This is a genomic window from Bacillus sp. SRL337, from assembly GCF_984799155.1.
Genome location: NZ_OZ481793.1, coordinates 1,093,863 through 1,108,310, shown reverse-complemented (window position 1 = coordinate 1,108,310; position 14,448 = coordinate 1,093,863). Strand labels below are relative to the sequence as shown.

Here is a 14,448-nt window from a genome sequence, read left to right as displayed (position 1 = left end):
TTGGTTTTTTCATTTCATATTTAAACGGTTTCATTGCTGAAAGAAAAAAAGACCCCCCTGGATCTTTAAGTTCACTCTCGCTTTTTTAGGATTCGTTAATTTCCACATCGTCTGTAATGGGCAATATTTCTATAACGGTCTGGTCTTCTTCCGCTTCCCATGCTTCTTCCATAAAGTTATTTGCATACTCGCTTCCTTGATTGCCAGCCGCAAACAATTGTTCAACTACCTCAGATTCTATAACCCCCAAAAGACTGTTATATTCCTGATTGTCACTATCTGAAGTAAACGGCAGTAATCCCTGGAGTACAACAGCAAATTCATTAAGGGCTTGAAGCGGATTATCCTTTTCTTCATAAGACTTCAACCTTTCCTCCAGAAGCTGATTCTGTGCTTTGAGTCCTTCTATTTCTGTCTTTAATATCGCGTTTTCTTGTTCTAGAGGTTCAAGTTGGCTGGTCTTTTTCTTTACCTCCATCGGATTCCCGCTATTATTCACATGAGCTTCAGGCGTCAAATGAACTGATGTGTTGACCTTCATCTGCATACACCTCCTATTTTCCCCATATTTTATGCTGGGCAGGAGATTTAGTGAGCCGTAAAAAACAAAAAAGAACGGCTGCACGCTGCAGCCGCCAAAGTTCCGAGACTTATTTGAGGAGGTATGCCCTACATTAATCTATGTAAATGCAAGGAAAGTGAATGGACAAAAGCCTTCTCTTTATAAAAATAGGCATTATTCCAGATTTTCTTTTATATATTCCAAAGCTTCCTCCACATGTCCCTTCACTTTTACTTTTCTCCATTCAGCGGCTATATTCCCTGTCTTATCAATGATGAATGTAGACCTTTCAATTCCCATATATTCCTTTCCAAAGTTCTTTTTCAATTTCCAGACTCCGTACTCTTCAGCCACTTTATGATCCTCATCAACAAGCAGCAGAAAAGGAAGTCCGTGCTTTTCAACAAACTTCTTGTGCTTATCCCTTGGATCAGGACTCACTCCTAGGATCACCGCCTCAAGGTCTGTGAATTGATCATGGTGGTCCCTGAAATCACAAGCTTCAGTAGTACAGCCAGGGGTCATATCTTTAGGATAAAAGTAAAGCACCACATTCTTGCCTATGTAATCAGACAGGTTTACAATTTCGCCATTACTGGCTTCAAGTTCAAATTTCGGTGCCTTCTTGCCTGTTTCTACTTTCATTATTATTCCTCCTCACATTTGCTTACTTTTAGCTTACCCAAAATGCTTGGATGCCTCAACCGTTTAACTGCTTTCACGGCCTGTCTTTTTTCCTTCTACAAAAAATGTCTTGATTACAAAAGCGGCAGGGATTGTGTACCCCAGCCACGATTCAACAAGTGCGATTCCTCTTCCGATTCCTATAGGTGTGATATCGCCATACCCCACTGAAAAAAGGGTGACACCGCTGAAATATAAACAAGTGAACAAGTGATCTAGGAAATCTCCCTGAATGACTCTCCCATCCTCTTTCAGTAAATCGATTCCTTCCACCTCGAGAAGAACATAAACCAGTCCAAAACCGATCATCAGTACCAGGTAAGACATCCCCAATAATAGAAAGTTCTTAATTGAAAGGTGCTTCTCCCTCCATTTAGAAGGAAAAAAAAGCGTCCGAAGGCTCATGATCATGCATACTGTGATGGCTGTTATTAACCAATATCCCATTTTCATCATCCTATCCGGAGAGCTTGTCTATTCAAGCTTACGTAGGAACAAACAAAAAAATGTTTATTTGTCTATAGAATTATATATCAGAATGTGATATATTAGTTTCAGATATATCATATTATGATATATCTGAAACGGATATAAGAGGGGGTGATTGATTGAAGAATACCGAACAACTAACAGACTCCGTGTTTACTATTATGGCCGCCTTAACTAAACCAAGACATGGTTATGGAATTATGAGCTTAATTGAAGAAACAACTGACGGGGCAGTTACGATTGGACCAGCATCTATGTACACCATCATTAAAAAGCTCCTTAAAAATGAGTGGATTTATCTTTATGAAGATTCTGATTCCAGGCGAAAAACCTATCTGCTTACCGATTTTGGCAGAGACGTTTTAGAAGAAGATCTGAAGCTGAGAAAACGAGTGATTCAGTTAGCTGAAAACGGACTAAAGGAGACGGAAGAATGACAAAAACAAGGTATATTATGTCGGCTGGTTTAGCTTTTTTTGAGAATAAGGACATGGAAAAACTCCATCGATTTTCTTTAAAAGGCTGGCATGTCAGCGACTTTAAATTTATGGGGTACACTTTAAAGAAAGGCGAAAGCTCTGATTTTATTTACAGTGTTGATTACCGTTCTTTGAAGGATGAGGAAAAAGGGGAATATGTTGAATTCTTTTCATCTTCGGGCTGGCATCATATTGCAACACAAGGAACTGTTCACTTATTCCGGGCATCGCCAGGGACAAATCCGATTTATAGTGATCAAGACACAACCGTTGAAAAATACGATAATTCCATTCGTTCCATGAAGAACACTGCAATTGGACTAGTATTACTGACCGTTCTCCTGTGGGTGGGTGCAATGATCAGCAGCGGCTTCTTTAAATCATTTTTTCAAATTGCAGCAAATGTCTTTAGTATACTGACGATCCTCTCAGCTTGGGTTCTTATCGCAACCTACAAAAACAAGTGGAAAGCGAAAGAAAAGAAGGGATTTGTGAACCTGTTAAGAACTATCCTCTTCCTCCTATTCTCTTTTGCGATTGTTTCCTTATTTGCCAGCGTCCCAAACAGTCCACTTCGCATCTTAGCATATATGGTGGGTGGAGCAATTGTATTTCCAACTGCCATATGGGTTATCATGTCTCTTCTTCATCAGATTTTGGGAAAGCGTTTGGATAATGGCCAATAATGTCGAAAAAACCGCAAGAAATCAAGTTAAGAATGCTTGATTCCATGCGGTTTGGTTTTGAACCTTTTATAGTGTTCCCTTTGTTTCAGCAGGCTGGTAACTCGTGAAACACTTGATAGCTCATTTCAGACACGTTTACACGTATTTCACTCCGATGATGTCCTGCCCGAGGTTCACCAGCAACAGCCATCATTGCCCTAGTTCCCAGCTCCCCGGTATCTTTTCACCCCTTCATTCCACATAAAAAAGGAAAGCGTGAAAAACACTCCACCGATTAAAGGGGTTAAATAAGAAAAAATATACCACTCTTCCTTGCCAAGAAAATAGGCAGCCGGATACACACCGACAAAGGCAAAAGGCAATATCCAGGTTAGAACGAAACGGATGACATTGTTATAAATATCAACCGGATATCTTCCATAATTCCCGATATTGTACATCATCGGCATAATGGACGTTTTCGCATCTGACCAGAATCCAATACTTGCAAGGGCAATGAAAATCCCCGCATATACGAGGGCTCCTCCGATCACAAACAATATAAATAAGATAGGATCCAGCCAACTGATCGATAATCCAAGGTTATGCCCGGCATATAACATAATGAAAAACCCTGTAATCACGCCAAAAAGAGATTCAAGCTCCATCCTTTCCAAAATGACCTGAAACAAGCTGTGAATCGGACGGGTCAAGATTCTGTCCATTTCTCCTTTTACAATGTAGCGTTCATTGAAATCCCATATATTAAAAAAGGTTGAAAAGAGTGCGAACGGTATAAGAAAAAAGCCATAAATGAATATGATTTCATCACGGGTCCAGCCGCTTAACAATTGAGTGTGCCCAAATACAACCAGAATGAAAACAAGGTTGACAGCCTGGAACAAAAGGTCGGAAAATATTTCAACCACAAGGTCTGCACGGTATTGCAGCCTTGTTTTCATATATTGTGAAAGATATCTGAAGAACATGGATACGTAAAACACCTCTTACCCTCCTTGGATAATCATTTGTTTTTTTGCAAGCTGCCACAAGGCGCTGATCGGTATAAGCAAAACCAGTACCCACATGATCTGCAGTCCAAGAGCTTCATACACTTCAGAACCGGCATATCCTTCCGTGAAAATCATACTCGGAACATAACTGATGCTTTGAAACGGCAGAAATTTCATTGCACCTTGAGCCCAAAACGGAAAAAAGCTGATAGGCAGCAGGAGGCCAGAAAACAGGTCGATTACTACGCGCTTTGCCCGAATCAAACCATCATTGTTAAATAGAAAAAAAGTAGTGATTCCCGTCAGCAGATTAATCTGTGTGTTAATCATAAAGCTGAAAATGATGGACAGAAAAAACAATATCCAGGTGGACAGGTCAGCCGAAACCTCAATCGGAAAGACAAGAGCTACTATGACCATGCCGGGAACCGAGAAAAATAATAGCCTGAAGATTCCTTCCCCCAGCCCCTGCATCGTTTTCATCCCCAGGTAGCTGTAGGGCCTGATCAACTCTACTGCCACTTTTCCTTCTTTGATTTCCGTGGCTATCTCTCTGTCGATATTGTTAAAATAGAAGGCCCGTGCCATCCAGGCAACGGCGATATAGGTGGTCATCTGTATGACGGACAAGCCCTCTATATCCTCTTTTCCTCCATAGATGGCCTGCCATAGGAAATAATAGGCCCCAATATTGATACTGTATATCAGGATACCACTGTAATAATTTGTCCTATAGGCAAGCATCATCAAAAAGCGGATCCGGATCATCTCGATATATTTTGACATTGCGGATCCCCCTTATACCTTCACGGTTTCTTTTTCTGCTGGTTTAAAATCAACAATTCCCTGTTCATAAATATTCCGGATGATTTCTTCTGTGGTAGTCTCCTTGATTTTCATATCTCTTACTTTATAGGAAGACACCACAAGACCAATTAAATCAGAGATTTTGTTATCATCTGCTTCAATCATTGCAGAATACCGCATTTCTTTCTCATCCAGCTGCCATCCGGCACCCAATCCAGCTGTAAGTATGTTCAATTCCTCTACAGATGCAGGATCAATGAACTGGAACTGGATTTCTTTTTGCTCTCCCCACTCCGTTTTTAGATTCTGAAGGGCCCCATCGTAAATGATTCTGCCTTCATCCAGCATGACCACCCGCTCACAAAGTGCCTCGATATCAGACAGGTCGTGTGTAGTAAGGAGAATGGTTGTATTATATTTTTCATTAATTTCTTTTAAAAACTGCCTGATTTTCAGTTTGACGAGGACATCCAAACCTATTGTCGGCTCATCTAAAAATAACAGAGGGGGATTGTGTACCAGCGCTGCAGCTAACTCACATCGCATTCTCTGGCCGAGGGACAATTTCCTTACAGGTTTGTCCAGCAGAGGTGCAATCTCAAGGGTTTCAATTACATGGCCCATATGTTCTTTATATTGGTCATCCGGAACCTTATACACCTTTTTTAAAAGCTGAAAGGATTCCTGAACGGCGATATCCCACCAAAGCTGGGAACGCTGGCCGAACACGACGCCTATACTTTTGACGAACTTTTCTCTTTCTTTATGAGGATTCATGCCATTGACTGTCACTTCACCGGAGGTCGGTGTAAGGATACCAGTCAGCATCTTGATGCTTGTTGATTTACCCGCGCCGTTTTCCCCTATATAGCCAACCATTTCTCCTTGCTTTACAGTAAAACTAATATCGTTGACCGCAGAAACGACTTTATAATTACGAGTGAACAAATCACGAAAAGCGCCCTTCAATCCAGAACGGCTGGAGTAAGCTTTAAAATCTTTCCGCAATCCGTGTACTTCTATAGCATTGTTCATTCATCTTCCTCCTTCATTTAAACCATGAAATAGTGTAACACAGCCCCCTGGAAAGATGGGCGGAAGATGCTTGTTAAAGATTCCCTTCATTTGCGCATTTCCGGACATAGTACTAAAATGAGTGAGAGAAAAGAAAGGCTGTACAAAATGGAATTGTTCTGCGTTATGAATACCCTTGAGTTGATAGGTGTTGATGGCCGCGAAAGAGGTACGAGCACTTGCGGAAATAGCTTCAGTCCGGCTTCAGCGGCCCGCGAACAACAGACCTCTGAGCGGAAATCAACAAACTCTTCTAAAGCAGCCATTATAAAAGGAGGAACTTTTCAAAATGAATTTCACCAACTCGGAACGTTTACATACAAAGGCACTGGACAGCATCGTAGGGGGCGTCAACAGTCCCTCCCGCTCATATAAGGCTGTCGGCGGCGGTTCCCCTGTTGCCATGGAACGAGCAAAAGGTGCCTATTTCTGGGACGTGGACGGAAATAAATACATTGATTATCTTGCTGCATACGGCCCGATCATCACTGGGCATGCACACCCGCATATTACAGAAGCGATCACAAGGGCAGCCGAGAACGGAGTACTATATGGCACACCTACACCGTTTGAAGTGAAGTTTGCAGAAATGCTGAAAGAAGCAATGCCGAATATGGATAAAGTCCGATTTGTCAATTCCGGCACGGAAGCGGTCATGACAACTATCCGCGTGGCCAGAGCTTATACTGGCCGGGATAAAATCATCAAATTCGCCGGTTGCTACCACGGCCACTCGGACCTTGTGCTTGTAGCAGCAGGTTCAGGCCCTTCCACACTTGGAACACCAGACTCTGCAGGGGTCCCAAAAAGCATCGCCAATGAAGTCATTACTGTTCCATTCAATGACATTGAGCCTTTCAAAGAAGCGATGGAAAAATGGGGTGACCAAATTGCCGGAGTTCTAGTAGAGCCAATCGTCGGGAACTTTGGCATTGTCGAACCAAAAGAAGGATTCCTGCAGCAGGTAAACGATATATCCCATGATGCCGGGTCCCTTGTGATTTACGATGAAGTCATCACAGCTTTCCGCTTCATGTATGGCGGAGCACAGGACATGCTTGGAGTGAAACCAGATTTAACTGCAATGGGGAAAATCATCGGCGGAGGTCTTCCAATCGGCGCTTATGGCGGGAAAGCTGAAATCATGGAAAAAGTTGCACCTCTTGGACCTGCTTACCAGGCAGGAACCATGGCAGGCAACCCCGCTTCCATCCTGTCAGGGATTGCCTGTCTCGAAGTCCTTAAAGAAGAAGGGGTTTATGCCCACCTTGATGAGTTGGGGGCAACTCTCGAGGAAGGTATCCTAAAAGCAGCTGAAAAGTACAATGCACCCATCACAATTAATCGTTTGAAAGGGGCACTCACCCTGTACTTCACTACAGAGAAGGTAGAGAATTACGAACAGGCAGAGGCAACTGACGGAGAGATGTTTGCAAAGTTCTTCAATCTCATGCTGCATCAGGGGATCAACCTCGCTCCATCAAAATATGAAGCATGGTTCCTCACCACAGCTCATACTGAAGAAGATATCGAGGAAACAATCAAAGCCGTTAACTATGCATTTGAACAATTACAAAACGCATAAAAATTCAACCGTATACAAGGAGGACTCCCTCCTTGTATTTCTTTTACCCTTTTATGAAAGCGTTTTCAGTAGATGTGTATTTCAACGCCACCCTATAACCATCCATTGTTTTGAATAAAAAATTGAATTCTGAAAATTCTTGTGATAAAATGGAATTATTATTCAGAATATTTCGTTATATATTCTGTATTTTTTTTGGAGGTGTTTTTATTGAAGGAACAACGAACTCAATGGAGTCCAGAACTCTTTAAAGAATTTCATAACGGTGCACATGACGCATGCGGGATTGTAGCATCGATTGAAAAAACCAAAATTCCTGCAAAAGAAAATATAGACCGTTGTATAGAAGCTTTGGTAACAATGGACCACCGCGCAGGATTTATAAACGGTGAAGGAGATGGAGCTGGTATACATATTGATATTCCCAGAGCCGTCTGGTCCGAAAAACTCGAAGCCGCTTCTATCGATTCCTCTTTAGCGCTATCGCCCCGATTTACGATCGGCCACTTTTTCATTAAAGGAATTCCAGTAACCCAAGGGAAACAGGAAGTTGTCGACAAGATTGAAAGAAAAGGATTTTATGTATTGCTGACAGACCTTGATTCAACGAGACCTGACACCTTAGGTCCGATTGCCGCTCAAGAAAATCCACATTTTCTGCAAGTGGCCATGCTTGCTCCCGAAAATCAGGAGAAGCCAGAAACTTACAGACTATTATTTGAACTGCTCGCTTCTATTGAGGAGAACAGCGGTATACATGCTGCATCATTGAGCCCTGACCATGCTGTATACAAAGTGATGGGCGCCGGTGCTTCACTGCAGAGATACTATAAAGACCTGACAAATCCAAAAGCTGCTTCAACCATGACATTGGGCCATAACCGTTATTCAACCAATACTCTTTCAAACTTCTTCAGAGTCCAGCCTTTCAGTGTGATCGGCCATAACGGTGAAATCAATACCATCAGCAAGTTAAGAGCTGAAGCTAAAAAGATTGATGTACCGCTTGTGGAAAATGGAAGCGATTCACAAGACCTTAACAGAACGATTGAGACACTTATTGGGAGAGATGGGTACTCCCTTTTTGAAGCAATGGAACTTATCTTCCCTCCGATCATTAATGAAATTAAACAGTATCCCGACCACCTCCAGGATCTGTACGCCTACTTAAGGGAGTCATGGGGACACTTTGCCCAGGGTCCTGCAGGCATCGTCTCCAGGTTCGGTGAAGAAGCTGTCTTCAGTGTGGATTCACTTGGCCTCCGTCCGCTGTGGATGCTTGAAATCGAGACCGCTTATGTATTTGCTTCTGAACCGGGAATCATCAATTCTTCTGAGTTCACTGGTGATCCTAAACCCCTTTCCCCAGGCGAAAAAGTCGGCTTTTCCTGGGAGAATGACAGAATCAGAAAATATGAATATACAGACTTCCAAACTGAAATTTACAACCGTTTCGAAAACCGGATTGCCTTTAAGGGATACAAAACCAGGCTGGAAACGCTGAATCTGCAAAAACATATCATGATGAGTTATCCTACCAGCATTGAAAATGGCCAATACAATGCATTCGGCTGGGAAAGGGAACAGGTCCAACTGGTAGAACAAATGGCGGAAAAAGGGGCAGAACCGATACGTTCGCTTGGACATGATTCACCTCTTGCAGCCATCAACCCGAATCGTAAAAACGTGACAGACTTTATAAAAGAAAGCGTCGCGGTCGTAACTAATCCGGCAATCGACAGAGACCGTGAAACGGAGCATTTTTCGACCAGAACAATCATCGGAAAAAGACCCCATTATAACCAAAAAACAGAAAAGCACCTTGCTGTCGAACTGCTCACTCCTCTCGTTATAGAAGGAAAAGCAGGCTGGCAGGTGTCGGAAACTTTGCAGCAGCCGAGCTATGATGGACTTGTACATCTCTTCCAGCAAGAGAATCTATGTCACTTTATTTCTATAACATTTACAGAACAGGAAACGATTCAGGAAGCTTTGAATAGATTAGCAGACGAAGCACAGGAAGCTGCGGCCTCAGGGAAAAGCCTGCTGGTGCTGGATGACGGGGACTCTCATCACAATGGCAGCTTATGGCTGGATCCTCATCTTGCCCTTTCTGCAATCGACCAAAGGCTGACGGATGTCTCTCTAAGAAGGGATTGTTCATTGCTTCTGCGCTCCGCAGCCATCCGCTCCCTCCATGATGTGATTGTGGCATACGGGTTCGGTGCGGATGTCATCAGCCCATACTATATGTTCCTGACAGTCCTAGAAGAAGAGTCCAATGATCCTGTCTTAAATTTGTATACTTCCCTGCAAAAGGGCTTGGAAAAGGTCATCTCCACTATAGGAATCCATGAACTTAGAGGATATGGCAGACTGTTTTCAGCCATTGGTCTGAGCAATGAAGTTGCAGAGACGTTGAAAATCGTAAACTTCTTCGGTTCCGAAAGTCTCGCATTCAACTTTGAAGAGATGAAAAAAGATGCGCTTCAAAGAGCCGCTGAGTACTCCGATGAGAAGCAAAGAATCGCTAAAAGTTTCCATCTCTTCCCGCGGATTTGGAAAGCCATCGGAGATGTGGCCAGGACTGGGGATTATTCAGGCTACAGAGAGAAAATCACCGAGCAGGAAGATACAAAGCCTGTCACTATCAGGCACTTAACCTCCCTGAAAAAAGCAGACAAACCTCTTGACCCGGCAAAAGTGGATATCTGTGTAGGAGATCACAGCCTTCCTTTTGCCATAGCATCAATGTCCTTCGGGTCTCAGAATGAAATTGCCTTCAGAGCCTATGCTGAAGCGGCAGACCGCCTGAACATGGTCAGCTTGAACGGTGAAGGCGGGGAGATTAAGGACATGATCGGAAAATACCCTAAAACACGCGGACAACAAATCGCATCCGGCCGATTCGGGGTCAATGCTGAACTCCTTAACTCATCTAACCTGCTGGAAATCAAGATCGGCCAAGGGGCAAAGCCCGGGGAAGGCGGCCATCTCCCCGGCTCTAAGGTGACAGCAAAAATCGCCCAGGCACGTAATGCGACCATCGGCTCTGATTTGATCTCGCCTTCGAATAACCATGATATTTATTCAATTGAAGATTTAGCTCAAATGATTCATGAGCTTAAAACAGCCAATGACCAGGCAAAAGTCGCTGTAAAAGTGCCGGTCGTCCCAAACATCGGAACAATCGCTGTCGGAATCGCAAAGGCAGGTGCGGACATTGTTACCCTAAGCGGATTTGACGGCGGTACCGGAGCAGCAAGGATCCATGCCCTTCAACATGTCGGACTTCCGGTCGAAATCGGAGTCAAAGCAGCTCATAATGCCCTCCTTGAAGCCGGCTTGAGAGATACAGTCGAGATATGGGCTGACGGCGGGATCAAGAGCATGCAGGATGTTATGAAGGTCATGCTCCTTGGTGCTAATAGAATCGGGTTTGGTACCCTGTCCATGATTGCAATTGGCTGTACCACATGCCGCGGCTGCCACCTAGACACCTGCCATGTTGGTATTGCAACTCAAATTGAATCTGAAGCCCAGGCAAAGGACCACGGTCTCCGTCGTTTTGTGCCAAGGCAGTTGAATCTTGCTGTCTCCGGGCTTACAAACCTCTTCACCGCTTTTGGAGAAGAATTAAAAGCCTTGGCTGCTTCAATCGGAATCCAGCGTCTCCAGGATGCGGTGGGGCGATCCGATTTATTGGAACAGGCAAGCGGCAAGGAATTCATGAATTTAGCCACCCTTTTGCAGCCATTGGAAATTGGACAGTTTCACAAAGAAGCAGCTGCCTCTCTGGAGCAGCCAAAAGTACTGCAGGCTGTCGCAGGAGAATATCTTGACAGCAGCGTTGAGGATCTTCACCTTTCAAGGGAATTCTCAGGAGTCATTTCAAATCAGCGCGTTTTGGGCAGCCGTGCCTCTGGACACCGTGTCCGTTCAAAACTGCAAAATATCAACGCAGAATTACAGCCGGTCCAACTGGCTTATAATGATTGTTCCATCCCTGGCAATGGACTCGGGGCTTACAACGTGGAAGGCATCAACATTTCCGTCAGCGGAGGCGCGCAGGATGGACTGGGCAAGTCCAGTTATGGCGGCAGCATCATCGTTACAAAAGGAAAAACGAGAAACAACCTCTTCTTTAACGGTTCGGCCGGTAAGGGCTTTGGCTATGGGGCTCAGGAAGGACTCCTGATGGTGCAGGGAAATGCAGATGCCCGCGCCGGCATCAGGCTCTCAGGTGCTGATATGGTCATCGGCGGCCTCGTCAAAGAACCAATTCCAGCAAAAGAATTTGGCAACATCGGAGCAAATGCCAACATTAAAGGTTTTGCCTTTGAATATATGACAAATGGCCGCGGCCTCGTCCTTGGTGATCCGGGTCCATGGATTTGTGCAGGAATGACCGGCGGCGTCGTCTATCTTCGTCATCAGCCGGAAATGGGGCTTACCCAAGAGGCATTGCACAGAAGGATTGCAAAAGGTGCGAAGGTTCAACTCCAGCCATTAAATGAACAGGGGCGGGAAGATATTAACGACCTTCTATCAAGCTACATTAAAGTGCTTGAGAAAGAACAACCAGAAGAAGCGGAAAATTTAAGAAAGCTCTTGGAATCACCTGATGAACATTTCCTTCAGGTCATCCCTTCAAAAGAGCAGGCAGATCCGTCTGTTTCAACGGAATAATCAATTAAAGAGGCTGATGCTGGATATAAAATCCAGATCAGCCTTTTTGTTAGTGACTGGTGAAATTCCCTATTCCCTTTTACCTCCTTAATAAGTAAAATAGGGTCTATGCAAAACGAAATTGTTTAGCATTCTCCCTATGTGTTAAATCTACAATATAGTCTATTCGTTTTATGAACACCCTGGTCCAGACAAAATAAGTACTATGGAAAGGATATTTATATAATGAAGTTAGGTGCCCGTATTTTTAAGACCGGGATCGCAATTGTACTCGCCCTGCTGGCTGCAGACATGCTCAATTTTCCAAATCCGGTATTCGCCGGGATTGCCGCTGTTTTTGCTGTTCAGCCGACCATTTACCGCTCTTATCTTACGATTATTGAGCAGATACAGGGTAATCTTGTTGGTGCCATTCTTGCAGTTATGCTGGTTCTTCTATTTGGCCATAACATATTGGTCGTCGGACTCGCAGCAATCTTTGCTATTATTATTATCTTAAAACTCCGAATTGAAAACACCATCGGGCTTGCTCTTGTAACGCTTATTGCCATCATGGAAGCCCCACAGGATGATTTTATACAGTTTGCGCTGATTCGGTTTTCAACCATTATGACCGGTGTTTTCGCTTCCTTCGTTGTCAATTTGATTTTTATCCCGCCAAAATATGAGACGAAGCTTTATCACCAGATTGAAGATGTTACTGAAGAAATTCTAAAGTGGATCCGTTTGAGCAACAGGCATTCAGCTGATTTTCACCTGTTAAAAAAAGATTTTGAGAAAATCAGGGAAAGATTGACGAAGAGCGAGCAGCTTTACCTTTTGTACAAGGAGGAAAGGAATTACTTAAAAACCAGTGATATTGCAAAAAGCAGAAAGCTGGTTATTTACAGGCAAATGATTTCAGCTGCCCGCAGGAGCTTTGAAATCCTTAAGCGCTTGAACCGCTACGAGAATGAATTCAATCATTTACCAGAGGATTTAAGAAGCTCCATAACAGAACAGATGGACTGCCTTTTAACTTATCACGAACAGCAGCTTCTCCGTTTTATAGGCAAGATGCATATGGTCACAGAAAAAGATTACACCAATACCGTTTGTCTGAATAGAAAAGAAATGATGAACTTGTTCATGGATGAAATCAATAAGTCTTATAATGAGAGTGATATCAATACTTTTCACATTCTGCACATCTTCTCTGCGATATTTGAATATGATGAACAGCTCGAACACCTTGATACATTGATCACGAGCTTCCAGTCCTATCACAAAGACGAAAACGAAGTGACTGTAAAAGAAATGGAAGAAAGATAAGAGCGAAAGCCGAAACGCACTTGTTCAGTCTTGACAGGCATAAGACGAGTTTGTCGGATGGTTCTTGACGCATCGGCTTATGTGAACCCTGAAGCTGAATGGCGAAATCCTTCATTCTTAACCATACCCCAGGACTTTTTAAAAGGTTACGAAAACAACGAAAAAGGATGCCGTGATGGCATCCTTTTTTAATTCTTCATTTTTGGATCCAGCGCATCCCTCAGACCGTCTCCCATTAGATTGAATCCCAATACTGTCAGCATGATGGCCAGTCCTGGAAAAATCATTGTCCAAGGGGCATCAAGCATGTATCTGCGGGCGTCCGAAAGCATCTTCCCCCACTCTGGATCAGGCGGCTGTGCTCCCAGTCCCAGGAATCCCAGTGCTGCTGCTTCAAGGATGGCTGTCGCAATCGCCAGTGTTCCCTGAACGATGATTGGTGCCATACTGTTAGGAAGGACATGACTGAAAAGAATCCGTCTGTCACTCATCCCTATTGCCTGGGCAGCCATAACATACTCTTCCTGTTTAACACTTAAAACCCGGGATCTGATCAAACGCCCAAAGTTCGGTATGTTGATAATCGCAATGGCAATCAGCGCATTCCGGAGTGATGGTCCCAAAGCAGCTACAACCGCAATCGCCAGAAGGATACTCGGAAAGGCCAATAAGATATCAAAAAACCTGGAAATGATGGTATCGACCCATCTTCCATAGTACCCTGCAACAATCCCAAGCAGACTTCCTGCAATTGCTGAGCCGACTACAGCAAAGAACCCTACCGTCAGTGAAATCCTTGCACCATGGATGATTCTAGATAGAATGTCTCGTCCAAAGTCATCGGTCCCGAGCCAGTGGTCTGCAGACGGAGCCTGGAGCCTGATATCCATATTCTGCTCATTTATGCCCTGCGGAGCGATAAGAGGACCTGCAGCCGCGAGGATGATAAAGAACAATACAATCCCCGAGCCAACCAATGCCGTCTTATTTTTACGAAAACTTTTCCATGCTTCTTTCCATGGAGAGATGGTCTCTTCTGATGCTTTTTGTTTTATTTCACCTGTGTTTGGTGCCAGTTCTGCCATGATGG

12 protein-coding genes are annotated in these 14,448 nt (G+C 43.9%); 5 read left to right on the top strand and 7 right to left on the bottom strand.

The window, feature by feature from the left end:
• Window positions 1-85: 85 nt before the first annotated feature.
• The 3 genes from AC4E8A_RS05415 to AC4E8A_RS05405 form a co-directional block, all read right to left on the bottom strand.
• Entirely contained in the window at window positions 86-541 is a 456-nt protein-coding gene (locus AC4E8A_RS05415; RefSeq protein ID WP_490197275.1) for a hypothetical protein, read from the bottom strand.
• Window positions 542-736: 195 nt separating this feature from the next.
• Complete coding sequence (gene bcp, locus AC4E8A_RS05410; RefSeq protein WP_490197274.1) at window positions 737-1,207, bottom strand: thioredoxin-dependent thiol peroxidase; 471 nt, start codon at window positions 1,205-1,207, stop codon at window positions 737-739.
• A 63-nt stretch (window positions 1,208-1,270) separates the two neighbouring features.
• Window positions 1,271-1,693: an ion channel gene (locus AC4E8A_RS05405; RefSeq protein WP_490197273.1), complete on the bottom strand. Its 423-nt coding sequence runs from the start codon at window positions 1,691-1,693 to the stop codon at window positions 1,271-1,273.
• Between the two features lie 161 nt (window positions 1,694-1,854).
• Here AC4E8A_RS05405 and AC4E8A_RS05400 point away from each other — a divergent pair, with 161 nt between their 5' ends.
• Both AC4E8A_RS05400 and AC4E8A_RS05395 read left to right on the top strand, forming a co-directional pair.
• Window positions 1,855-2,172 (top strand): PadR family transcriptional regulator, encoded by a 318-nt coding sequence (locus AC4E8A_RS05400; RefSeq protein WP_490197272.1) that lies wholly within the window; start codon window positions 1,855-1,857, stop codon window positions 2,170-2,172.
• Window positions 2,169-2,900, top strand: a complete 732-nt coding sequence (locus AC4E8A_RS05395) for a DUF2812 domain-containing protein (RefSeq protein ID WP_490197271.1) — start codon at window positions 2,169-2,171, stop codon at window positions 2,898-2,900. The genes AC4E8A_RS05400 and AC4E8A_RS05395 overlap by 4 nt, the downstream gene beginning before the upstream one ends.
• Window positions 2,901-3,097: 197 nt before the next feature.
• On the opposite strand, the gene AC4E8A_RS05390 is transcribed toward AC4E8A_RS05395, so the two are convergent.
• Genes AC4E8A_RS05390 through AC4E8A_RS05380 form a run of 3 tightly spaced genes read right to left on the bottom strand, consistent with a single transcriptional unit; the run spans window position 3,098 to window position 5,734 of the window.
• Window positions 3,098-3,883, bottom strand: coding sequence for an ABC transporter permease (locus tag AC4E8A_RS05390; RefSeq protein WP_490197270.1), 786 nt, complete (start codon window positions 3,881-3,883; stop codon window positions 3,098-3,100).
• Window positions 3,884-3,886: 3 nt separating this feature from the next.
• The gene (locus AC4E8A_RS05385; RefSeq protein WP_490197269.1) at window positions 3,887-4,678 is read right to left on the bottom strand and encodes an ABC transporter permease; all 792 of its coding nucleotides are present in this window, start codon (window positions 4,676-4,678) and stop codon (window positions 3,887-3,889) included.
• 12 nt (window positions 4,679-4,690) lie between these two features.
• Entirely contained in the window at window positions 4,691-5,734 is a 1,044-nt protein-coding gene (locus AC4E8A_RS05380; RefSeq protein ID WP_490197268.1) for an ABC transporter ATP-binding protein, read from the bottom strand.
• Window positions 5,735-6,062: 328 nt separating this feature from the next.
• Between AC4E8A_RS05380 and AC4E8A_RS05375 the strand changes: the two genes are divergently transcribed.
• The 3 genes from AC4E8A_RS05375 to AC4E8A_RS05365 all read left to right on the top strand — a co-directional run bounded on the left by AC4E8A_RS05375 (window position 6,063) and on the right by AC4E8A_RS05365 (window position 13,358).
• Window positions 6,063-7,358 carry a glutamate-1-semialdehyde 2,1-aminomutase gene (locus AC4E8A_RS05375; protein WP_490197267.1) on the top strand — a complete coding sequence of 432 codons (1,296 nt, stop codon included), beginning with the start codon at window positions 6,063-6,065 and terminating at the stop codon, window positions 7,356-7,358.
• 201 nt (window positions 7,359-7,559) lie between these two features.
• On the top strand, window positions 7,560-12,047 hold the full coding sequence (locus AC4E8A_RS05370; protein WP_490198774.1) for a glutamate synthase-related protein: 4,488 nt from the start codon (window positions 7,560-7,562) through the stop codon (window positions 12,045-12,047).
• Window positions 12,048-12,272: 225 nt separating this feature from the next.
• Window positions 12,273-13,358, top strand: a complete 1,086-nt coding sequence (locus tag AC4E8A_RS05365; protein ID WP_490197266.1) for an aromatic acid exporter family protein — start codon at window positions 12,273-12,275, stop codon at window positions 13,356-13,358.
• A gap of 188 nt (window positions 13,359-13,546) precedes the next feature.
• Here AC4E8A_RS05365 and nikC read toward each other — a convergent pair whose 3' ends face one another.
• Entirely contained in the window at window positions 13,547-14,443 is an 897-nt protein-coding gene (nikC, locus tag AC4E8A_RS05360) for a nickel transporter permease (protein WP_490197265.1), read from the bottom strand.
• Window positions 14,444-14,448: the final 5 nt, after the last annotated feature.